Annotated in this window: 16 protein-coding genes; 10 read left to right on the plus strand and 6 right to left on the minus strand. The window is 70.1% G+C overall.

Translation table 11 applies throughout. From position 1 onward, the window contains the following. Window positions 1–45: 45 nt before the first annotated feature. On the plus strand, window positions 46–2,283 hold the full coding sequence (locus CFK38_RS08445) for a glycosyltransferase (protein WP_096802675.1): 2,238 nt from the start codon (window positions 46–48) through the stop codon (window positions 2,281–2,283). A 6-nt stretch (window positions 2,284–2,289) separates the two neighbouring features. Here the strand turns inward: CFK38_RS08445 and CFK38_RS08450 are convergent, their stop codons facing one another. Next, the gene (locus tag CFK38_RS08450; RefSeq protein WP_096802676.1) at window positions 2,290–3,333 is read right to left on the minus strand and encodes a glycosyltransferase family protein; all 1,044 of its coding nucleotides are present in this window, start codon (window positions 3,331–3,333) and stop codon (window positions 2,290–2,292) included. A gap of 196 nt (window positions 3,334–3,529) precedes the next feature. Between CFK38_RS08450 and CFK38_RS08455 the strand changes: the two genes are divergently transcribed. After that, window positions 3,530–5,656 (plus strand): DUF6541 family protein, encoded by a 2,127-nt coding sequence (locus CFK38_RS08455; RefSeq protein WP_096802677.1) that lies wholly within the window; start codon window positions 3,530–3,532, stop codon window positions 5,654–5,656. A gap of 70 nt (window positions 5,657–5,726) precedes the next feature. Here the strand turns inward: CFK38_RS08455 and CFK38_RS08460 are convergent, their stop codons facing one another. Beyond that, window positions 5,727–6,869 (minus strand): glycosyltransferase, encoded by a 1,143-nt coding sequence (locus tag CFK38_RS08460; RefSeq protein ID WP_157773418.1) that lies wholly within the window; start codon window positions 6,867–6,869, stop codon window positions 5,727–5,729. Window positions 6,870–7,049: 180 nt separating this feature from the next. Here CFK38_RS08460 and wecB point away from each other — a divergent pair, with 180 nt between their 5' ends. Together wecB and CFK38_RS08470 are read left to right on the plus strand one after the other, a co-directional pair. Beyond that, window positions 7,050–8,114, plus strand: coding sequence for a non-hydrolyzing UDP-N-acetylglucosamine 2-epimerase (gene wecB, locus CFK38_RS08465; RefSeq protein WP_096802678.1), 1,065 nt, complete (start codon window positions 7,050–7,052; stop codon window positions 8,112–8,114). Next, complete coding sequence (locus CFK38_RS08470; protein ID WP_096802679.1) at window positions 8,111–9,328, plus strand: glycosyltransferase; 1,218 nt, start codon at window positions 8,111–8,113, stop codon at window positions 9,326–9,328. The genes wecB and CFK38_RS08470 overlap by 4 nt, the downstream gene beginning before the upstream one ends. Window positions 9,329–9,436: 108 nt before the next feature. Here the strand turns inward: CFK38_RS08470 and CFK38_RS08475 are convergent, their stop codons facing one another. Genes CFK38_RS08475 through CFK38_RS08485 form a run of 3 tightly spaced genes read right to left on the minus strand, consistent with a single transcriptional unit; the run spans window position 9,437 to window position 13,120 of the window. Continuing rightward, complete coding sequence (locus CFK38_RS08475) at window positions 9,437–11,371, minus strand: DUF6541 family protein (protein ID WP_096802680.1); 1,935 nt, start codon at window positions 11,369–11,371, stop codon at window positions 9,437–9,439. Then, the gene (locus CFK38_RS08480; RefSeq protein WP_096802681.1) at window positions 11,368–11,790 is read right to left on the minus strand and encodes a DUF2304 domain-containing protein; all 423 of its coding nucleotides are present in this window, start codon (window positions 11,788–11,790) and stop codon (window positions 11,368–11,370) included. The genes CFK38_RS08475 and CFK38_RS08480 overlap by 4 nt, the downstream gene beginning before the upstream one ends. Before the next feature lie 4 nt (window positions 11,791–11,794). After that, window positions 11,795–13,120 (minus strand): nucleotide sugar dehydrogenase, encoded by a 1,326-nt coding sequence (locus CFK38_RS08485; protein WP_096802682.1) that lies wholly within the window; start codon window positions 13,118–13,120, stop codon window positions 11,795–11,797. A 167-nt stretch (window positions 13,121–13,287) separates the two neighbouring features. Here CFK38_RS08485 and CFK38_RS08490 point away from each other — a divergent pair, with 167 nt between their 5' ends. After that, window positions 13,288–14,007, plus strand: a complete 720-nt coding sequence (locus CFK38_RS08490) for a glycosyltransferase family 2 protein (protein WP_096802683.1) — start codon at window positions 13,288–13,290, stop codon at window positions 14,005–14,007. An 82-nt stretch (window positions 14,008–14,089) separates the two neighbouring features. Here CFK38_RS08490 and CFK38_RS08495 read toward each other — a convergent pair whose 3' ends face one another. Beyond that, a complete protein-coding gene (locus CFK38_RS08495) occupies window positions 14,090–15,358 on the minus strand; it encodes an LCP family protein (RefSeq protein ID WP_245850955.1) in 1,269 nt (422 codons plus the stop codon). A 278-nt stretch (window positions 15,359–15,636) separates the two neighbouring features. Between CFK38_RS08495 and CFK38_RS08500 the strand changes: the two genes are divergently transcribed. From CFK38_RS08500 to CFK38_RS08520, 5 genes are all read left to right on the plus strand, one after another. Then, window positions 15,637–16,644: a glycosyltransferase gene (locus CFK38_RS08500; RefSeq protein ID WP_096802684.1), complete on the plus strand. Its 1,008-nt coding sequence runs from the start codon at window positions 15,637–15,639 to the stop codon at window positions 16,642–16,644. Further along, window positions 16,641–17,525: a glycosyltransferase gene (locus CFK38_RS08505; RefSeq protein WP_245850957.1), complete on the plus strand. Its 885-nt coding sequence runs from the start codon at window positions 16,641–16,643 to the stop codon at window positions 17,523–17,525. The genes CFK38_RS08500 and CFK38_RS08505 overlap by 4 nt, the downstream gene beginning before the upstream one ends. Window positions 17,526–17,636: 111 nt before the next feature. After that, window positions 17,637–18,797 (plus strand): UDP-galactopyranose mutase, encoded by a 1,161-nt coding sequence (gene glf / locus CFK38_RS08510; protein WP_096802685.1) that lies wholly within the window; start codon window positions 17,637–17,639, stop codon window positions 18,795–18,797. Between the two features lie 55 nt (window positions 18,798–18,852). After that, a complete protein-coding gene (locus tag CFK38_RS08515; RefSeq protein WP_096802686.1) occupies window positions 18,853–20,964 on the plus strand; it encodes a glycosyltransferase in 2,112 nt (703 codons plus the stop codon). Further along, window positions 20,961–21,884, plus strand: a complete 924-nt coding sequence (locus CFK38_RS08520) for an ABC transporter permease (protein WP_096802687.1) — start codon at window positions 20,961–20,963, stop codon at window positions 21,882–21,884. The genes CFK38_RS08515 and CFK38_RS08520 overlap by 4 nt, the downstream gene beginning before the upstream one ends. The last annotated feature ends 12 nt before the right edge of the window (window positions 21,885–21,896 follow it).

Genomic DNA, 21,896 nt, shown 5'->3' on the forward strand with positions numbered 1-21,896 from the left:
CACCTCCGACCGAACCTCCGACCGAGCAGATCCTGGAGTCCGTGCATGAGAGTCCTCGTCGTCCCGTCCTGGTACCCGACCTCGCAGGCGCCCTTGAACGGCTCCTTCTTCCGTGAGCAGGCCATGATGATGTCGGGAGCCGGCCACGAGATCACGCTCCTGGTGCCGCAGCTGGTCCCGCTCGCCCACTGGCGCGGCACGACGACCACGGTGGAGCACGACGGTGAACTGACGGTGATCCGTGTGACGATGCCTGCGCTGCCGCGCCCCCTCCAGCGCCTCGAACAGGAACTGCTGGGCCACCTGGCGCAGCAGGCGTACCGCTCCACGACATCCGAGTTGCCGGACGTGATCCACGCCCATTCGGCCATGCCCGGGCTGCTCGTCGCACAGGATCTCTCCGCGCGCTGGGGTCGCGGACTCGTGTTCACCGAGCATCGGCCCTCGAGCCTCACCGCGCCGCGATCCGCCACTCGGCATGCGCACCTTCTCCATGCCCTGGCCGATGCGGCAGTTGTCGCCACGGTCAGCGAACCGTTCGCGGAGACGATCGCGGAGCACTACGGCATCGCGCGACCCGAGGTGATCCCACTGCCGGTGCCGGAGCCGTTCTTCTCCGCCAGCAGCGATGCGTGCGGGACCAGTGCCCCCTACACGTTCCTCCACGTCTCCAATCTGACGCGCAACAAGCGCGTCGAAGAACTGGTGGAGGCGTTCTCACACGCGCAGAGGACCGTGGACGCACGTCTGATCATCGCCGGTGGGTCCCCTCGACGTGCCGAAGAGATTCGTGCCCACGCTGAACAGCTCGGTGTCGGTGAGCGGGTCGAGGTGCTCGGCTGGGTGGGCCGCGACGAGCTCCCGACCCTCATGGCGCGTTGCCATTGTGTGGTGCTGGTGAGCGCGGTGGAGTCTGCCGGCGCCGTCATCGGCGAATCCCGTGCCGCCGGTCTCTCGGTGATCTCGACCGACACCTGGGGAGGGCGAGCTCTGGTGGACCCCGCCAGCGGCGTCGTGGTTCCTATCGACGATCCTGCCTCGCTGAGCTCTGCGATGAACGATGCGGCGGCTGAGGGCCGTGGACGGGAGACGGGGGATCGGGAGGTCATCAGATCCACGGCGCGCGAGATCTTCTCGACCTCCGCCTTCATCCGACGCCAGGGTGAGATGTACCGCCGCGCCGCGGAGCACGAAGCCCGGCCGAAGATGCTGTTCCACGCACCCTTCCCGATCGATCCCCACCCCGCCGGTGCCAGTCGCCTGCGTCCGCTCCGCATGCTCGAGGCCTTCGTGGAGGGCGGCTACCGGGTGCATCCGGTCACCGGGGCTCCGCGACAGCGCGCGATCGCGTACCGGACCGCGCGGCGGCGGCTGCGCGGCGGTCAGCAGTTCGACCTGCTGTATTCGGAGAACTCGACCCAGCCGAACCTGCTCGCCACCTCGGTCCGTGGCGGGATCGCGCCGTTCCTGGATGCCAGGATCCTGCTCTGGGCTCGTCGTCACGGGATCCCTTCGGGGGAGTTCTATCGCGACGTGTACTGGCGTTTCTCGACCTCCCTGCGCAACGTCCGCACCCCGCGCAGCGCAGTGATGAACCTCTTGTACCGACTGGACCTCGCAGCCCTCCGATTGGCGCGGGTGCATCTCTTCCTCCCCTCGGAACGGATGGCATCGATCGTCCCGGTTCCGCAGACCCGCAGCAGCGCGTTGCCTCCTGGCGCCACGGTCGTCGACTCCACAGCGCCGGAGGGCCTGCATCTTCTGTACGTCGGCGGGCTCGGCGCCGAGTATGGGCTCGATGCTTGCGTCGAGGCTGTTGCCGGGATCCCCGAGGTGACGCTCACCCTGTGCGTTCCCCCGGCGCAGTGGGAGAAGAATCGATCGCGGTACGAGCAGCACCTCGGGGAACGGATCCGGGTGGTGCATGGATCCGGCCCCGAACTCGAGCCGTTCTACGAGGCGGCCTCGGCATGCGTGCTGTTCGTCGAGCCGGGCGAGTACCGCACCTTCGCGGCACCGGTGAAGTTCTTCGAGTACATCGGGCACGGAAAACCGGTGCTGCTCAGCCGCGGCACCTATGCGGGCCAGCTGGGGGAGCGGTTCGGGGTGGGGCCGGTGATCGACTACTCGGCCGCGGCCTTGCGCGCCGAGCTGGAAGATCTCCGTGCCCACCCGCAACGGCTCGAGGACTATGCGCGGAACGCCCGACGGGTGCGTCATGAGCAGACCTGGCGGGCCCGCGCCGAACAGGCCGCCGGCACGCTCACGGACGGGGAGCGCTGAGCCGCCTCACCACCCGCTGTCTCGGTACCCCGCGAGCACCTCGGCCAGGGCGGCTTGCGGCGAGTGGTGCTCCTCGACCCAGCCCCGTGTGGCTCGTTGCGCCGGGGCCGTGAGCTCTTCGCGCACGAGGTCCACGAGGCCGTCCGGCCCGCTGGACATGCCCAGGTCGACGCCTCCCAGCACCGGCGGCACGCTCAGCGAGGGATGACTGCCGTCATACCACTCCGGGTTCAGCGGGGCCAGCAGGGGGACGTCGACCGCGAGGGCGTCGAGTTCAGAGGCACTGAGCACGCCGGATAGCTGACCGACGCACATCCGGGCACCGGCCACCGTTGCCAAGAAATCTGCATGCGACATCTTCGGGACCAGGTGCACGCCTGTTGCGGATGCCTCGGACGCCAGCGGACCCCAGTCGAGGCCGATCAGCACCGGAGCCGAGGGCCCGGAGCACGCAGCTCCAAGCGCCCGCGCCATCGCGATCTGCGCCTCGCCTCCCTTCACCGCCTCCCAGCGGGAGGGGAAGAAAAGATACTCCCGGCTCCCGGCCACTGCGCGGACCGCAGCTGGTACGGGCGCGGGGCCGCGCTCCGGCAGCGGCACGGGGACCGGCACCAGGCGTGCGTCCTCCCGCAGCGGAGCGACGTGCTCCCGCAGATCAGGGGTCGAGTAGAACACCACATGAGCGTCGTGCACGGTGCGCTGGACCATCCGGCGGTGCCGCTCCTCGTACTGACGGGAGCGGATGTCCGTGCCATGGAGATGGAGCGCGAATCGGCGTCCGAACGCCCAGCCCGCATGACGGCGTGCCAGGGCGCTGTGCACATGGAGCCGACTGGTCCGCAGTCGGTCGGCCAGCAGGTGGGCCTCCCAACGCAGACCGCGTACGGCCTTCAGACCGACCCGCAGACCCGGGCTGTCGACCGTCGGCGCGGTCGCCAGCGGCAGCACCCGCCAGCTGCGCCCGGACTCCGCGGCGGCACGGGAGAGCAGCGTCGCGGTGAAGGCGGGGTCGCTGAGGTGGAGCACGCTGGGGTAATCGGGCTCGAACATGGCGTGCCGCTCATTCCTTCTCGTCGATCGGGGCCGGTGGTGCCCATCACGCGCAAGATGACAGGCAGACAACAGTACGGTGGGATCCGGTGATTCCCGTGCAGGGAGAACTCCACCACGACATAGTCTTGCCACCCGCGCACCACGATCCTAGGGCACCGCTGCGCGGTGCACTCCGAGCACGAGAAGGCAGCGAATGGCGTACCTCCAGGCCTGGATGAGCACCGTGCCGCTCCTGGTCGCGCTGCTCGTGGTCCTCTATCTCCCGGGTCTGCTCGTACTCCGGGCGGCCGACGTCCGCCGGAACCTGTCGATCGGCGTCGCGCCGGCCGTGACCTGCGGCCTGGTCGGCGTCGGAGGCATCGTGCTCGACCTCCTCGGGGTGCCGTGGAACCTGGGATCCTTCCTCGCGACCACACTCGCGGCCTGCGGTCTGGTGCTGGGCTACCGCGCTGTCCTCAGACGCTCGGGACGCGACCATCTCCCGATCGGCGGAGAGATTGCGACCACGCGCTGGACCGCCCGCCAGCGCCTCGTGGTGATCGCCGCGTTGGTCGTGGCAGTGCTGTTCCACTGGGTGCCGATCCTGATCGCCGTCGACCCGTACTTCCCCTCGGCGCTCTCGGACCCGATGTTCCATTACAACGGCATCAATGCCGTGATGAACACCGGCAACGCGTCCATCTTCGGGGCGATGGACTGGAACTACGGCCTGCGGGTGCTGGACGTGATCTACCCGTCCGTGTGGCATGCTCTGGCGGCCCTGGTCGCTCCCTCGACCGGGGTCGTCGGGGTCGCGCATGTCCTCAGCTACCTCGTCACACCGGTGATCTTCCTGGTGGGGATGGCGTGCTTGGGAGCGGAGGTGTTCCCGCTGCGCCGACTGATGACGGCTCTGACCCCCCTGGTCGCCGCCGGGTTCGTCGCCTTCCCCGACTACATGACGGTGGGGAAGGGATTCTGGCCGAACGCCCTGGCCCTCGCCCTCTTCCCCGGTCTCCTCGCCCTGGCCGTGGCCGTCGTCCTCGACATCGCCCGCGGTCGCCTGGATCGCAATGCGGTGAGGTACGGCGGGAGCATCATGATCCTGCTGGCCGGCACGGCAGGCCTCGTCCTCGCGCACCCGACGTTCGTCTTCACCCCCTTGTGGGTGGGCGCTCCGGCGATTCTCGTTCTCCTGGTGCGGCTGCTGCAGCGGCTATGGCAGGTCTGGCCCCGTGGCCGCGTCCTCGCGCTCTCCGTCGTCTCAGCCTCGGTCCTCGCCGCGCTGCTGGTGGCCGTCGGGATGCACCCGCAGGTCCAGGCGGCACTGTCCCGCCCCGTGAGCGGCGAGTGGGAAGATCTCGTGGCTCGCCTGAGCAGCACCATCATGCTGTGGCCAGCGAGCCGGGATGTGCTGGTGCTGCTGGCCCTGGCGACGTTCTACGGGAGCGTGACGCTGCTGGGCGCTCTGGTCGCCGCGCGGGATCACCGTGCCAGATGGGCACTGGCGGCCTGGATCATGCAGACGCTCCTGATCCTGGGGACATATTTCCCGCTCCCCCTGCTGTCGAGCATCTCCGGGATCTGGTACTCCGATGTCTATCGATTGTTCGCGGTGCAGGTGGTGTTCCTGCCGCTGCTGATGTCGATCGCGCTCGGTGCGCTGTGGTCCGGACTGCGGACCGGCGAGATGGACGGTGGGACCGCCGTGGACCGGCCATGGATCCCGGCCCCGCTGCACCGGCTCGCGGGCCGCGGCCCGGCACGGGCCGGGGTGGCGGTCTTCGTGATCATCCACCTCGCCCTCGGCGCATACCTGTCGCAGTTCTCCGCCTATGCCCCCGCTGCGCCGTCGATCGGTGAGCGGGAGATCATCGGCTCCGAGGAAGAGCTCGAGCTCTTGAGGGACCTTGATGACCTGGTCCCCGAGGGATCCGTGATCCTGGGTGATTCGCTGAGCGGCGTCGGGTACGCACCCGCCGTGAGCGATGCGAACTCTGTCTTCACCCAGGTCTCCGTACGGTCCCTGGATCTCGACGGCAACTATCTCACCGAGAACTTCGCGAACATCCATGAGGACCCGACGGTGTGCAGCCTCATCCGCCACTACGGGATCACGCACTATTACCAGGATGACCCGCTGCAGTACGAAGGGGAGCAGCGGCAGCTGGAGCTTCCGGGACTCTACGACGTGGACACCTCAACGGGCTTCACGGAGGTCGCGTCGGCAGGAGACGCGACCCTGTGGAGCATCGATGTCTGCGGCGAGGTCGAGCCCAGGACGGACTGGTGGGACGAGGAGTGGCGCGCCGACGCCGTCGTCGACGGCGACACGGGATAGCGAGGCTCTCCGCGCGACGGAGCACACCTCACCGACGAGCCGGGGACGACGGGAACGCCGGGCGCGGTGCTCAGCGGGCGAGCAGACCGCGCATGATCTCGCGGCCCACCTCGGCGTCGGTCTCGAAGCTCAGCGGCACCGAGGCGACGTCCGCATGCGTCTTCCAACTGCGCAGCTGCTCAGGAGTGATGTCCTTCAGCGAGGCGACGCACTGCTCGAGCGCGAAGCCTTCGGCGATCGGGCCCAGGGCGTGCTCCCGCACGACCGGTGCCATCTCCTCGCTCGGGCCGACCGCCACGCCCAGGCGACCCTGCACGAAATCGAAGAGCTTGTTGGGCAGGGTGAGGCGGGCATTGGTGTTGAACGGCTCGATCCAGAAGACCCCCAGGTCGTACTGGTTCAGGACGCGGGGCAGCTCGGCGGGCGGCACCGGGTCGTGGAAGCGCACCCGTGGCGAGCCGTCGGACCGTTCGCGCAGCATGCGCATGTATGCGCCGCCGTCGTTCGCCGGAACCAGGTAGAGATCCAGCGTGAAGCGCTCGGGAAGGACCGCGACGGCGTCGATCATGAGCTCGAGGTTCCGTCCGAGCACGGCCGAGCCGGAGTGCACCAGGCGTACCCGGTCCTCGAGGACCTCGGACGGGGCCAGATCCTGACGACGGGACGAGTTGCGCATGAGCCGGGTCGGCACCCCGTACCGCTCCTCGTACAGCTCGGCGATGCGTCCGCCGACGGCCGTGACCGCGGCGCATCGCGGTAGGTACTCCCGGCAGAGGTGATCCATCAGCGGGGCCACCAGCAGGCGCCAGGAGACGATGTGAGTCCGCTCCTCGGGCGCCCACTCGTGCATGTCCGCCCAGATCGGGGCGCCGTGTGCGACCTGCTCCGCGAGGGCGAGTATCCGTGCCTCGTTGGCGACCACGACATCGAACCGCCGCCCTTCCAGGGCCTTGAGCGTCCACTGGATCGCCGGGGCGGCGAGCTCGGCGGACCGCAGCCGCCGCAGCGCCAGGCGTGCCACGCCCGTGAGGGTCTGCGGGAGTGTCTTGAGGTCCTCGGGCACCTGGATGTGCTCGTCGGCGCCATCGGGCCTCGGACCGTAGCCGACGGTGGTGACGTGACCGAATTCTGCGACGACGGAGAGCTGCCGCAGGACGCGCGAGTCCCGGTCGATCGGGGAGAGACTGATCAGAAGGAGGGAGGGCTCGGTCACAGGCTCACTATATCGACGTCATCGGGATGCCGGGACCGGCCTGTGACGCCGGGAGCACCGCCCGGGGGCGGATGGGAAGCGCCGCAGAGAGGGCGGAGAGCACACTGTGCGCTGCGCGGATCGCGTCAGCGGAGTACGTACAGTGGGGATGAACTCTCCGCCGATCCGTGAGGACCCCCTGTGAAGATCCTGTCCGTCGTGGGCGCGCGCCCGCAGTTCGTCAAGCTCGCCGCGATCGCGGACGCCGCCGCACAGCGGGGCGACGTCGAGCACGTGATCGTCCACACCGGCCAGCACTACGACGCCGCCATGAGCGACGTCTTCTTCGCGGACCTGCGGATCCCCGCCCCGGACGTGAACCTCGCGGTCGGCTCCGGCTCCCACGGCCGCCAGACCGGCGCGATGCTGGCCGGGATGGATGAGGTCCTCGAGGAGCACCAGCCCGACTGGACCCTCGTCTACGGCGACACCAACTCCACCCTCGCCGGCACCCTGTCCGCGGTGAAGATGCACCTCAAGGTCGCCCACCTCGAGGCCGGACTGCGCTCCTTCAACCGCCGCATGCCCGAGGAGCACAACCGGGTCCTCACCGACCACGCCGCCGACCTGTTGCTGGCGCCCACCGAGGTGGCTCGTCAGCACCTGACCGCCGAGGGCCTCGCCGAGCGGACCGTCGTCACCGGCGACGTGATGACCGACGTGTGCCTGCGGGTCGCCGCGTCCACCGAGGGCACGCCCCTGGCTCTGCCCGAGGGGATCGACCCCGCCGACGAGTTCGCCGTCGCCACCATCCACCGCGCCGACAACACGGACGATCCGGACCGTCTGGCCGCGATCATCGCCTCGCTGCAGGCGCTGGAGCTGCCGCTGGCCCTGTTCGCCCACCCCCGCCTGGTCGCCAAGGCGAAGGACGCCGGGATCGAGCTGGCCGGCGGCGCCGTCCACGTCGGCGAGCCCGTCGCCTATCCCGAGCTGATCAATGCCGTGCAGAACGCGGCCGCAGTGGTCACCGACTCCGGCGGCCTGCAGAAGGAGGCCTACCTGCTGGGCACCCCCTGCTCCACGGTCCGCACCGAGACCGAGTGGGTCGAGACCCTCGAGAACGACTGGAACCGGCTCGTGGTCGACCCTGCCGAGCTCACCACCGCCGTGATGCGGCCCCGCCCCACCGCAGAGCGGCCCCCGCACTACGGCGATGGACAGGCGTCCCTGCGCAGCATCGACACCCTGCGCGCGCACGCATGAGTCGTCGATCTGCGGTCTCCCAGCATCGTGCCCGTCGACCACGGGTGGTGATCGCGACGCGCCTGTACACGCCGGAGGCGAGTGCCGCGGCCTTCCGCCTCGAAGCGCTCGCGCGGGCTCTCGAGGAGCAGGGGGCGGACGTGAAGGTGCTGACCACCCGTCCACCGCGCGGGGTCGGTGGAGAAGCCCGGGCCGGCACGCCCTCACGCTGGCCGGTGCTGCGCGACGCCCAGGGCCAGGTGCGCGGCTATCTCTCCTACCTGAGCTTCGACGTGCCGCTCGCACTGAGACTCATCCTGGTGCGGGACATGGACGCGCTGGTCATCGAGCCTCCGCCCACCACGGGCGCCGTCGGTGCGGTGGCCGCGGCACTGCGCCGGCTCCCCTTCACCTTCTATGCGGCGGATGTCTGGTCCGATGCGACCGATTCCGTCGAGGGCGTGCCCGGTCCGGTGCGTCGAGCGGTGCGTCTGGTGGAGACGACAGTGTGGAAGCGCGCCGCCCGGGTGCTGACCATCTCCCCGGGAGTGCATCGGCGGGTCACGGAGCTGATCGGTGAGCATGGCCAGGTGATGATCGGCAACGGCATCGACACGGACACCTTCACCCCGGACGGTCCTGGCGCGGATGAGGAGGCGGACGGCTCGCCCCCGTACTTCGTGTACGCGGGAACGGTATCGGAGTGGCAGGGTGCCGACGTCTTCGTCGACGCCTTCGAACAGGTGCGGCGCACACACCCCGGCACACGGCTCCTGTTCTTCTCCGAGGGCAGCGGGCGCGACGCCCTCGAGGAGATGGTGCGCGAGCGCGGCCTCGAGGGGGTCGAGTTCCGCAGCAAGGTGCCTCCCGCCGAGATGGCCCGGACCCTGCGCGGTGCCGTAGCCGGTCTCTCCTCGATCACCCCCGGCCAGGGCTACGAATTCGCACTGCCCACCAAGATCTACGCCGCCACCGCCTGCGGCACGCCCGTGGTGCACGCCGGCGAGGGCGCTGCGAACGAGCGCATCGACGCGAACCACCTGGGATGGTCGAGCACCTATGACGCCGATGCCGTCGCTGCGTCGATGCGGGCGGCGCTCGAAGGGCGAGGATCCCCCGATCCCGCACACCTCAGGCAGTGGACGATCGAGCACGCCTCCCTGGCGGGCTGCGCGGCGAAGGGTGCGGCCGAGGTGCTCGCGAGCCTTCCGCAGGACGGCCGGGGACACGGCTGACCTGCGGTCCCGGGGCCGACGATCAGAGGATCCGACGGAGCCGGGGATCCTGCGACCGAGGAGCGCATCACGGCGGCGACCAGCATCATGGCCTCGCTGGGCAGGTCGTCACGGGACATAATCCGTGCCACCGTCACCCGGATCGCACCGGACCTCGTACAGGGTCGAATGCGGGGTGGAGAACACGACCGGGCCGATGCCGGTGAGATCGGCGTCGAGCGGGGCGTAGCGAGCGTCGTACTGGTACGAGATCCGATCCTGATAGACGTAGCCGATGCCCCAGCGCATCAGGAACGCACATGCCGTGGGCTCGGTGGGCGCATCGCGAGCTGCCTGCATGATGAGCTCGTCGCGATGACCCAGGCTGCCGCCTGCGACCGCGAAGTGCACCGACTGCCCGTGCAGGGCCCACATGTGGGATGCGCCGGAGAAGGGACTGGCGAGCACCTTCTCCGACATGTCCATCGTCGGTGCGGCACGCTCCCAGGCGGCGAGCTCGTCCGCCTGCAGGAACCGTCCGCGTCCGGGATGGTCAAGGGCGAGGTTCCGGCTCGCATTCTCGGCGCGCGTGGGGATGCTGCCGAGGGTCGCGAGCACTGCGATGAGCGCGAGGGCCAGCGCCGTGAATCGCGTCCACGCGGGTTGGCGCACCGACGCGGACGGAGCGCGCAGGAGCCGACCCCACCAGCGCAGGCCGACGATCGCAAGAAGGCAGCTGAGCATCGCCAGCGGCATCGTCAGGCGGTCCTGCCCGCGGTAGAACAGCACGGAGAGGTCCAGGGGCGAATCCACTGCTGCGTCGAGATAGAGCAGCGTGACCAGGGCCCAGGCCGCCACCAGCCACCGGGGGCCGTTGCGCCAGGACAGCACCACCCCTGGCCACCATGCGAGCGCGAGGACGACGCCCAGCGCCATGGGCCATACGGTGTGCAGGCCGAGCACCACCTCCCCGAGAGCGGTCCACCACGCCACCTGCAGACCGCCGCTGAACTCCGTCACCATCCCGCCGAGCGGCGTGAACTGCAGCATCGCCACCGGGACCAGGAGCGCCACCGGTATCAGCGTGAGCATCGGATGCCGTCCCGCTCGATGGAGGGCATCTGGTGCGGTGAGGACCGTGAGAAGGAGCAACGCCATGACCGCGGTGTTGGGATGGGTCATCAGCAGACCCAGGCCACCGACCCCCACGGCCAGCGAAGCGGTGAGGACCGTGCGGACCGTGGCGGTGCGCAGCAGCGCGGTCCACATCGCGACGCCGGCGGCGAGCAGACCCGGAAGGGCGGCGAAGCCTACGAGGTTGGGAATCGGGGAGAGGTGGATCCACTCGTTCACCGGGGCTCCCGGGATCAGTGCCGCGAGGACGGCGCCCGCCGCTGGCGCCCACGGTGTCTGCGGCAGCACCGCACGGGCGAGGAGCGCGATGCCCATGATCCAGGGGACGGTGGACAGCACAAGAACGGAGCCGTTGAGGAGGACGGGAACCGGTACGCCGGGCACCAGGGAGGCGAGGGCGTGGAACGCCGAGGGGTAGAGGCTCGCGGTGCGCGAGCTGTTGGAGATCGCCCCGAGCGTGAGGGGAGAGGCCGACCCGCTCTCGCGCACCCACTGCAGCGCCGAGAGGTGGTACAGGGTGTCCCAGCGTTCGAGCACCGCATCAGGACGCCAACCTGCGGCATGCATGATCGGGATGATCGCGATCGCGGCCGCGCACGCCACCCACAACGGGGCGAGCGGGACCGCCCGCGGCGGCATCAGCCGCCCGCCGAGCAGTGTCGACGGCATCCGCGCTCCTAGGCGGCGCAGACCGAGAGCGCCGAGCACGAGCAGCGCCGCGGCGGCGGTCCACGGCAGCAGGGACCATCGCACCCCGAGCAGTCCCGCGAGGAGCGAGGCGAGGCCGGCCAGCGCAAGCCCGAGCGAGGGCGCGAGCGCGAGCGCGAGCAGCCAGGACCCCCGCAGGACTCGCACCGCAGCCGTTCCCGGTGCCATCAGCAGCACCAGGACGGCCGCGCCGCTCACCGGCAGTGCGAGCGCATCGCTCATTCCCGCGGCGATCCCAGGGCGCTGTCTCGGTAGGACCCGGGCGGGGTGGCCTCGTCCAGGGCCAAGCGGCGCGCGAGGTAGGTCGTGCGCTTCTCGGCGGCCTTGGTGCGCGCCTCCTGCAGGGCGAGGAACCCCAGCAGCACCAGCACCGTGGCGTACAGCAGGAGATCGGCGCCACGGCCGACCCCGACGAGGTTCGCCACCTTCGACAGCATGCCGGGGAACAGCACCGTGAGGACGGCGAACACCGCGAACGCGATGATCAGCAGGCGGCGCACCGCGAGCTGCTTCGCGCCGCGCTTGATGAACAGCCAGGCGACGATCACCACGATCCCCAGCACCAGCAGCAGCTGGATGATGAAGGTGCGGTTCCCGACCAGGGTGGGCCCCAGCCCGAGGATCAGCTCCTGCTCGCCCATCGGGTCAGCCCTCCTGCGCCTGCTGGTGGGTGGAGGCGGAGCCGTCGCCGAGGACGAGGCGGGGGGTGCCGGTCCAGTTCTCGGCGGTGGTGATGTTGCGACCGTCCACGAGCAGCTTCACGCCGGGCACGTCGCTGCTGCCCAGGTCCCGGTACTCGGGGTGGTTGGTCTGGACGATCACCAGATCCGCGGCCTCACCCACGTGGTACGGGGCCCAGCCGAAGCCGGCCAGCTCCTCGTCGTCGTAGAACGTGTCGTGGACCGCGACCTCCGCGCCGTGCGCACTCAGCGCCTCGACGACGGGGAACACGCCGGAGAACGCGGTCTCCTTCACCCCGGCGCGGTAGGACGCCCCGAGCACCACGGCCTTCACCCCCTGCAGCGAGCCGAGCAGGTCCGCGGCCCGCTGGACCAGTTTCGCCGGGACCGAGGCGTTCAGCGTCCTCGCGGTGCGGACCGTCTCCGCGTGCGGGTCGGTGGACAGGTACAGCCGCGGATAGACCGGGATGCAGTGCCCACCCACCGCGATGCCGGGCTGGTGGATGTGGGAGTAGGGCTGCGAGTTGCTGGCCTCGATCACCTTGTACGCGTCGATGCCGTGGTCCTGCGCGAACAGCGCGAACTCGTTCGCCAGGGCGATGTTCACATCCCGGTACGTGGTCTCGGCGAGCTTCGCCAGCTCACTGGCCTCGGGGGAGCCGAGATCCCACACCCCGTTGGGCGTGTGCAGGTCCGGACGCTCATCGAAGGTCAGCGCGGACTCGTAGAACTCCCGCGCCCGCTGCGCACCGGTCTCGCTGATCGCGCCGATCAGCTTGGGGTACTTCCGCAGGTCCTCGAACACGCGCCCGGTCAGCACCCGCTCGGGCGAGAACACGGCGAAGAAGTCCTCCGACTCGCGCAACCCCGAGAGCTCCTCGATCATCGGCACGAAGCGCGTGCGCAGGGTCCCCACCGGCAAGGTGGTCTCATAGGAGACCAGGGTGCCCGGGGTGAGGTGCTCGGCCAGCGACCGCGTCGCGGCGTCCATCCACGCGAAGTCCGGCTCCCAGGTCGCATCGTTCACGAACAGCGGCACCACGATCACCACGGCGTCCGCGTCGGGGATCGCCTCGGCGTAGTCCGTGGTCGCCCGCAGCGTCCCGGCCGGGACCAGTGCGGAGAGCTTCTCCTGCAGGTGCGCTTCGCCGGGGAACGGCTCGGTCGCAGCATTGATCAGCTCCACCTGGCGCGGATTCACATCGACCCCGACCACCTCGTGACCGGCATCGGCGAACTTCACCGCCAACGGCAACCCGATCTTCCCCAGCGCGACAACAGCAGTCTTCACAACGATCCTCCTCGTGGGGCACCTCTCAGGTGCCGCGTGCGCGTCGATGACCACCAGGGGCGGCCCACCGTGACAGGGTATCCTCATCGGCCGTTCGGGCATCTGGATCCCGCGCCACCCCGCCGTCGGTGATCTCACGTCCGCCCAGCAGTCCAGGAGGAGAGCCCTTGAGCACGTCCGACGCAGCGCCCGAGGAGCACGGCACCCCTGGCTCCCCAGGGGCCGACACCACCTGGTTCGTGGTTCCGCTGTTCAACGAGGCGGAGGTCATCGGCGACGTCATCCGTGATCTGCGCACCCGCTACCCGCTGGTCGTCTGCGTGGACGACGGCAGCCTGGACGGCTCCGGACGGATCGCCGCCGAGGCCGGCGCCGCAGTGGTGCGCCACCCCTACAACATGGGCCAGGGTGCCGCGCTGAAGACCGGCATCGATTACGCGCTGCGCGACCCCCAGATGCAACAGATCGTCACCTTCGACTCCGACGGACAGCATCAGGTCGACGACGCCGCCGCGATGATCGAGAAGCTGCATGCGGAGGGCGTGGATATCGTCCTCGGCTCCCGCTTCCTGGACACCCGCACCAAGCCCGGGCTGCTCAAGCGCATCGTGCTGCGCGGCGCCGTCTGGTACACGAACCTCACCACCGGGGTGAAGCTCACCGACGCGCACAACGGGCTGCGGGTGCTGAGCCGGGGGGCCTGCGAGAAGATGTCGATCGAGCAGAACCGGATGGCACATGCCTCCGAGATCGTCGAGGAGATCGGACGGCACAAGTTCACGGTGGCCGAGCACCCGGTGCACATCCTTTACACCGACTATTCGCGCTCCAAGGGTCAGTCGGCCCTGAACTCGGTGAACATCGTCATCGACATGCTCTTCCGCTGAGAACCGCTCTCCGGCGGCCACCCTCCGGCTGGGCTCGGCTTCCCTATGCCTCGGCTCAGCTCGGCCTGTCGCGCCGGGTCCACTACTTCGCGGAGGTCTCCGCGGAGCCATCGCCCACAGCGGCGAAGAAGGCGGCGATGTCCTCGTCGTCGGTGAGGATCGCGACCCCGGAGTGCTCGGTCCGGTACTGCGGGTCCTCGATCGGGATCGTGGGCGTGCTGCCCGCGTTCATGGCGCCACGTGCGGTCAGAGCCATCCTGCCGACGTCGAGGATCCCGGTGTCCTCACTGGTGGTCAGCGCTCCCGAGCCGGCCCCTGCCAGGCGCACCTGGGCGACGGGGTTGAGCATCACCGACGGAGAGGTGGCGCGTTCCATGAGCGCCCCGACGAACTGCTGCTGGCGCTGCTGGCGCCCCAGGTCGGCGGTGGGATCGAAATAGCGGGCGCGCACGAACGCCAGCGCCTGCTCCCCTCCCACGTCGTGACAGCCCTCGGCCATCACGAGGCCGGACTTCTCGTCGTCGACGTCCTGGTCGATGCACAGGTTCACGTGGCCCACCGAGTCCACCACGTCCGAGACCCCGTCGAAGCCGATCTCGACGTAATGGTCCACGGTCAGGCCCGTGAACTCCTCGACGGTCTCCACCAGCAGCGGCGCGCCGCCGAAGGAGTAGGCGGCGTTGAGCTTGTACCCGCCGTAGCCGGGAATCTCCACGAGGGTGTCCCGGGGCAGGGAGACCAGGTAGCTGTTCCCGCCCGGTGCCTTGTGCAGCAGCATCATCGTGTCGGCGCGGGCGCCTGTGGTCCCGTCCTCGTCCACGGCCTCGCCGTCGCGGCGATCGGAGCCGGCGATGAGATAGGTGGTCCCCGGGGTGTCCTCCGCGCCCGAGAGCGCCGGGACGTGGTCGATGCGGCTGTTCGACCACACCGTCAGCCCGGTGCCCCAGGCCAGCACGATCACCAGCGCCAGCACCACGAGGGTCGCGCCCAGTCGGAGCGGGCGCGGGGTGCGGGATCGGCGTCGGGAGCTGCGCGTCCGTGGCGGACCGCCGGAGGGTGGCCCCCCGTCGTCGATGCCCTGCACCGCGCCGTACGGAGAGCGTCCGGGATCGGGGGACGTCCCCCGGCGGTGCGCATCGGGCCGGGCTCCGTGCGCCGGCACGGGCTCGTCGGGGGAGGGGCCCGGGGTGCGGGGCAGCGGGCGGGTCGGGGTCGGACCCGCCGGTGGGGTGCTGCCCGCGGGGCGGGTCCGCGGCACCGGGCGGGCGCTGCCGCCGGCGCGGGCCCGGTGCCCGCTGGGACGGCGAGGGCCTCCTTCGCGCGGGGAGCGGGGCGGCGGCTGATCGCTCACTGCTGTCTCCTTCCCGGCGCGGGGCCGTACGGTCGTGGGGGTCGGTGCCGGCTCCTGCGGCACCTCTGCGCTCCGGGTCCCCGGGGTGCAGGTAGCGCTCGTCAGGGTAGCCGTCGCCCGGCTCGGCGTGTCGGCGCAGAGCGGCATGTCGCGCGGCGATCGGTGAACCTCCCGAGAACTTTCACACCGCGGTCATAGGGTGGAGAGCCCCACCGCGCCCCGCTCCGTACACTGTGGAGGCGCCGCCCGTGCGGCACGGATCAGCAGCAGGAGGCGCAGTGACTCATCCCGCACCCACCGGCGATCGGACGCCGGACCGAGGTGACGCCCACCCCGATGCGCTCGCGCAGCGCGTGGTGGCCGTGGTCGTGACCTACAACCGTGAGGTGCTGCTGCAGCAGTGCCTCGACGGGCTCGCCGCGCAGGAGCGAGGTCCGGATGCGGTGGTGGTGATCGACAACGCCTCCACCGATGCCAGCGGCGCCGTCGCGGACGCGCACCCCCTGGCGGCGGACGTCGTCCATCTGCGGCGCAACGTCGGCGGGGCGGGCGGGTTCGCGGCCGGCATCGCCCGTGCCCTCGTGCGCCACGACGCCGACTGGGTCTGGGTGATGGATGACGACACCATCCCGCGGCCGGGGGCCCTGTCCGAGCTGCTGCGCGCCCTGGAGGCCTCGCCCGTGCGGCTCAGCGTGCTCAGCTCCCGAGCGGTGTGGACCGACGGCCGCGATCACCCGATGAACACCCAGCGCACCCGGCTGGGCGCGAGCTCCCAGGAGAAGCGCGACGCGGCGCAGGCCGGGGGACGACCGATCCGCACCGCCAGCTACGTCTCGGCGCTGCTGAACGGTCAGGACGTGCGCCGGCTGGGGCTGCCGTACGCGGACTACTTCATCTGGTCGGACGACTTCGAGCACACCGGTCGCCTGCTGCGCGACGGGCGCGGCCTCCAGGTGCCGGCGTCGATCGTCGAGCACCGTACGGTCGCCTTCGGCAACGCCCAGTCCGGGCCCGGGGCCCGCTTCTTCTACGACGTGCGCAACCGGCTCTGGGCCCTGCTGCGCACCTCCTCCTTCAGCCCGGCCGAGAAGCTCGTGCACGGCGGCGCGACGGGGCTCGGCTGGCTGCGGCTGCTGCTGCGGCATCGCGGTGGCCTGTTCGCCGTCGGCCTGCGCGGGCTGATCGCGGCCGTGCGGCGCGGGCCGCGACCCTCCGCCGTCGTCCTCGCCGCCGATGGGGAGGCCGCTGCGGACATCCGGGCGATCGAACGGGTGGCCGGGCGGTGACCTCGAAGGCCCCCTCGTCCACGACGGCCGCGCAGCTGCCCGCGTTCACCGTGCTCATGCCGCTGTGGCGACGCGACCTGCCCGACCGGCTCGAGCTCGCGCTGCGCACCGCCACGCTGGAGCAGCAGCACCGGCCCGATCTGCTGATCCTCACCGTGGACGGCCCACTGCCGACGGTGCTCGAGGCGGTGGTCGACAGGGTCGAACAGGGAGAGTTCGGTCCCGCGCTGGTGCTGCGCCACGACGCCCATCGCGGCGTCGCCGCCGCGCTCCAGGACGGTCTCGAATCCAGCCCGCACGACCTCGTGGCACGGGCCGATGCGGACGACATCTGCCGCCCCGAGCGGTTCGCGCTGCAGATCCCGCGGATGGACGAGGAGGGCCTGGACCTGCTGGGCTCCTCGATGCGGGAGTTCAGCGACCAGGTGCCGCCCGGCACGGGGCCCCTGCGCACCCGGCCGCTGGAGCACGAGCAGATCGTGCGCTACCTGCCCCACCACAGCCCCTTCCATCACCCCACGGTGGTGCTGCGGCGCTCGGTGGCGCTCGCGGTGGGCGGCTACCGGGACCTCGCGCTGCTCGAGGACTACTGGCTGTGGGAGCGGATGATGCTCGGCGGGGCCCGGATGGGGAATCTGCCTCAGGTGCTGGTGGACTACCGCGTCGACGAGGAGCTGTTCGCCCGGCGCGGCGGGTGGCGCCTGTTCGCCAGCGACGTCCGGCTGCAGCGTCGGATGCTGTTGGACCGGGTCATCTCTCCCGGGGGCTTCCTGCGCAACGTCGTGCTGCGCGCGACCTACCGCTTCGTCCCCGGCTGGGCCCGCCGGTTCGGCTACCGTCGCTTCGTGGAGCGCAGCGATACCGGCCCGGCGACTGCATGAGGGTGGACACATCACCTCCTGCGCCGTGTCCGTCAGCCCGGGCGTCCCTCCCGTTCGGTTACTGTGACCAGGTCCCCGGCGGACCTTCCGCATGCTTCGAAAGGACCATTCGTGTCGACTCCTGATCTCCTCATCGTCGGCTCCGGCCTGTTCGGCCTGACCATCGCCGAGCGCGCGGTCGCCGAGCACGGTGCGAGGGTGACCATCATCGATCGTCGACCGCACGTGGGCGGCAACGCCTACTCCGAGGCCGATGAGCAGACGGGCATCGAGGTCCACAAGTACGGTGCGCATCTGTTCCACACCTCGAACGCGCGGGTGTGGGAGTACGTGAACCGCTTCACCGAGTTCACCGGCTACCAGCACAAGGTGTACACCACCCATCAGGGCGAAGTATTCCCGATGCCGATCAACCTCGGCACCGTCAACCAGTTCTTCCGCTCGGCGCACACCCCCGACGAGGCGCGCGCCCTGATCGCGGAGCAGGCCGGGGAGCTGGCCGGCCAGGATCCCGAGAACCTCAACGACAAGGGCATCTCGCTGATCGGCCGCCCCTTGTACGAGGCGTTCATCAAGAACTACACCGGCAAGCAGTGGCAGACCGATCCCAAGGACCTGCCCGCCTCGATCATCTCGCGGCTGCCGGTGCGCTACACGTACAACAACCGCTACTTCAACGACACCCACGAGGGTCTGCCGAAGGACGGCTACACCGCCTGGCTCGAGCGGATGGCGGACCATCCGAACATCGACGTGCAGCTGGACACCGACTACTTCGACACCTCGCAGCCGCTGAACCGAGATGCAGTGCGCGGCGCCCTCCCCGTGGTCTACACCGGACCGATGGACCGCTACTTCGACTTCCAGCTCGGCGAGCTGGGCTGGCGCACCATCGATCTGGAGACCGAGCACCATGATGTCGGCGACTTCCAGGGCACCTCGGTGATGAACTACGCCGACGCCGAGACCCCGTACACCCGCATCATCGAGCCGCGCCATTTCCACCCCGAGCGCAACCACTATCCCTCGGACCGCACCGTCATCCAGCGCGAGTACTCCCGCTTCGCCGAGTCCGGGGACGAGCCGTACTACCCGATCAACTCCGGCCGCGACCGCGAACGCGTGCTGGCCTACCGGAAGCTGGCCGAGGCCGAGCCGCGCACCCTGTTCGGGGGCCGGCTCGGGACCTATCAGTACCTGGACATGCACATGGCCATCGGCTCCGCCCTGACCATGGCCGACAACAAGCTGCCCGACCTGCTGCGCGCGTGACCCGAGCGCCCCGCCCTGCCTGCGGGACATCCGATGATCGCCGACGAGGAGCATCATGAACGCCACCCCTGCCACTGCGACACCCCGTGAGACCGCGGCTTCGGCCGAGGGCGCTGCGCAGCGGCTGCTGCAGCGCCTGATCCTTCCCCTCGAGTCCTCCCCGGACGTCGTCCCGCTGTACATCGAGGCCGCCGATGCCCGCTCGGGCGCCACCGGCAGCGCGCTCGGCCTCGGCGGCGGTTCCGAGCCCGCCCGCCGGGTCGAGACCGAGGGGCAGTCCATCCAGCGTTCCGCCCAGGCCCAGGTCGACATCAGCGAGCTCAACGAGCGGCACTCGGTGGGCGTCCCGGCGCGGAGCATGCGCTCCTTCGGCACCTACTTCAACGCCTTCCCGGCGAGCTACTGGCGTCGCTGGACCCCGGTGCGCGCCGTGCGCCTGACGGTCCGCACCTCCGGGACCGGTCACCTGGTCGTGATGCGCTCCACCGCCCGCGGCTCCCTGCAGCGACAGGAGTCCCGGAACGTCTCCGGCGTGGGCGAGGAGGTCTTCGACCTCCCGTTGACCGCGTTCGGGGACGGCGGCTGGTACTGGTTCGACGCCTACGCCGGCTCCGAGGACCTCACGGTCCTCGGCGCCGAATGGACCGCCGATGCCGACCTCGCCCGCACCGAGGGCAGCTTCTCCATCTCGATGACCACGATGAACAAGGTCGAGTACTGCGTGGAGAACATCCGCACCGTCGCCGAGGACCCGGACCTGCGTGATCTCCTCGACGTCATGTACGTCGTCGACCAGGGCGCGGACCGCCTGAACGACCATGCCGAGGAGCTCGCCCCGCTGCAGGAGGCTCTCGGTGCGCAGCTGCAGATCATCGAGCAGGGCAACATCGGCGGCTCGGGCGGGTTCTCCCGCGGCATGTACGAGGCCGCCACCGCAGGCACCTCCACCTACGTCATCAACTGCGACGACGACATCGTGATCGAGCCGGAGTCGCTGATCCGGATGGTGACCTTCGCGGACTTCGCGAGCCGTCCGACCCTCGTCGGCGCCCACATGTTCGACCTCAACAACCGCTCGGTGCTGCACACCTTCGGCGAGGTCGTCGATCCGTGGCGCATCCAACCGGCCGTCGCCATCCCGGAGGGGACGACGGGGCACGACTTCGCCGCCGAGCCGCTGCGCTCGACCCCGTGGCTGCACCGCCGCGCGGATGTCGACTACAACGGCTGGTGGAGCTGCCTGATCCCCACCGAGACGGTGCGCGCCATCGGGCTGAGCCTGCCGGTGTTCATCAAGTGGGACGACGCCGAGTACGGCCTGCGGGCGAAGAAGGCCGGCTACCCCACGGTCTCCCTGCCCGGTGCCGGCGTGTGGCACATGAGCTGGGTGGACAAGGACGACCTGGTGGGCTGGCAGGCCTACTTCCACGAGCGCAACCGGATCATCACCGCGCTGCTGCATTCCCCGTACGCCCGCGGCGGACGGGTGGTCAAGGAATCGCAGTTCATGGACGTCAAGCACCTGATCTCCATGCAGTACTTCACCGAGGCGGGCCGATTGATGGCCCAGAAGGACGTGCTCGAGGGTCCCGACGCCCTGCACCCCTCGATCGGCACCAAGCTGCCCGAGATCCGGGGGATGGCCGCGGGTTTCGACGACGCGGTCTCCCGGAAGGACCAGGACCTGTACCCGCCGGTCCATATCGACAGGCCGCCGCGGAAGGGTCGTCCGTTCACCCAGCCGCGCCGGCTGATGCTCCCGGCGTGGACGGTGAAGGTCCTCGCCAAGCAGCTGCTGAAGCCCACCGCACCGCAGGCCGAGGAGAACCCGCAGGCGGCGATCCCGCATCTGGACGCGAAGTGGTGGCGGTTGTCCGCCTACGACAGCGCGCTGGTCTCCAACGCGGAGGGCACCCAGGTCTCCTGGTACAAGCGGGACCCGCGGCAGGTGCGCGAGATGCTCGCCGAGGCGCTCTCGGCCCATGTGGCGCTGCACCGCGGCTGGAACACGCTGCGTGAGCGCTACCGGGATGCCTCGGCGCGCATCACCTCCTTCGACGCCTGGGAGAAGACCTTCGCCGAGAACCCGGCGCCGGACCGTGAGCCGGACCGGGCCCTGCAGCAGGAGGCCTCCACGGCGTCCGATGGCGGAGGCAGCGCGGCGTGAGCACCGGCGGCGGAGGCTCGGCGCGGCTGCCCAGCCGCGCGGAGCAGGCCGAGGGCTGGCGCGCCCCCGGTCAGGATGCGGGCTGGCTGAATCCGCTCCGGGAGCGCTTCCTGCTGCGTCTGCTGGTGCGCAAGGAGCTGAGGGTGCGCTATCGCGGCAGCGCCCTGGGCATGCTGTGGAGCTATGTCAAACCGGCGGTGCAGTTCATCGTCTTCTACATCGCCCTCGGCGTCTTCCTGCAGCTGAACCGGGACACCCCGGCCTACGCGGTGTACCTGTTCAGCGGCATCGTGGTGGTGAACCTCTTCGGCGAGGTGTTCGGCAACGCCACCCGCTCGATCACCGGCAACCAGGCGCTGGTCTCCAAGATCTACCTGCCCAGCGAGCTGTTCCCCTGGGCGAGCATGATCGTCGCGCTGGTCCACTTCCTGCCTCAGCTGCTGGTGCTGCTGGCGGGGGCGCTGCTGTTCGGCTGGCTGCCCTCGGCGACCTCGGCGCTCGCCTTCGGGATGGGCCTGGTGATCCTGGTGGTCTTCACGATGGGGCTGGGCATGATCACCGCAGCGCTGAACGCGGCCTTCCGCGACGTCGAGAACTTCGTGGACCTCATCGTCATGGTCGCCACCTGGCTCTCGCCGGTGCTGTACCGGATCTCCATGGTCGAGGAGGTGATCGGCGGGACGATCTGGTGGTGGCTGTACCAGCTGAACCCGCTGACCATCGTGGTGGAGCTGTTCCACGTCGCGTTCTGGCGCTATACCCCGCCGGCGGTCCAGGGCGTCGCCGCGGATCCGTCGCTCGCGGGCCCGGGCGAGCCCTTCGGCCTGTGGTGGGCCGGGCTGCTGATCGCCGGGCTCACGTTCCTGCTCGGCACCGTCCTGTTCGAGCGCTCCAAGCGACGCTTCGCCCAGGAACTGTGAGAGGAGCCGTGC

It is taken from the genome of Brachybacterium vulturis, from assembly GCF_002407185.1.
Classification (GTDB): Bacteria; Actinomycetota; Actinomycetes; order Actinomycetales; family Dermabacteraceae; genus Brachybacterium; species Brachybacterium vulturis.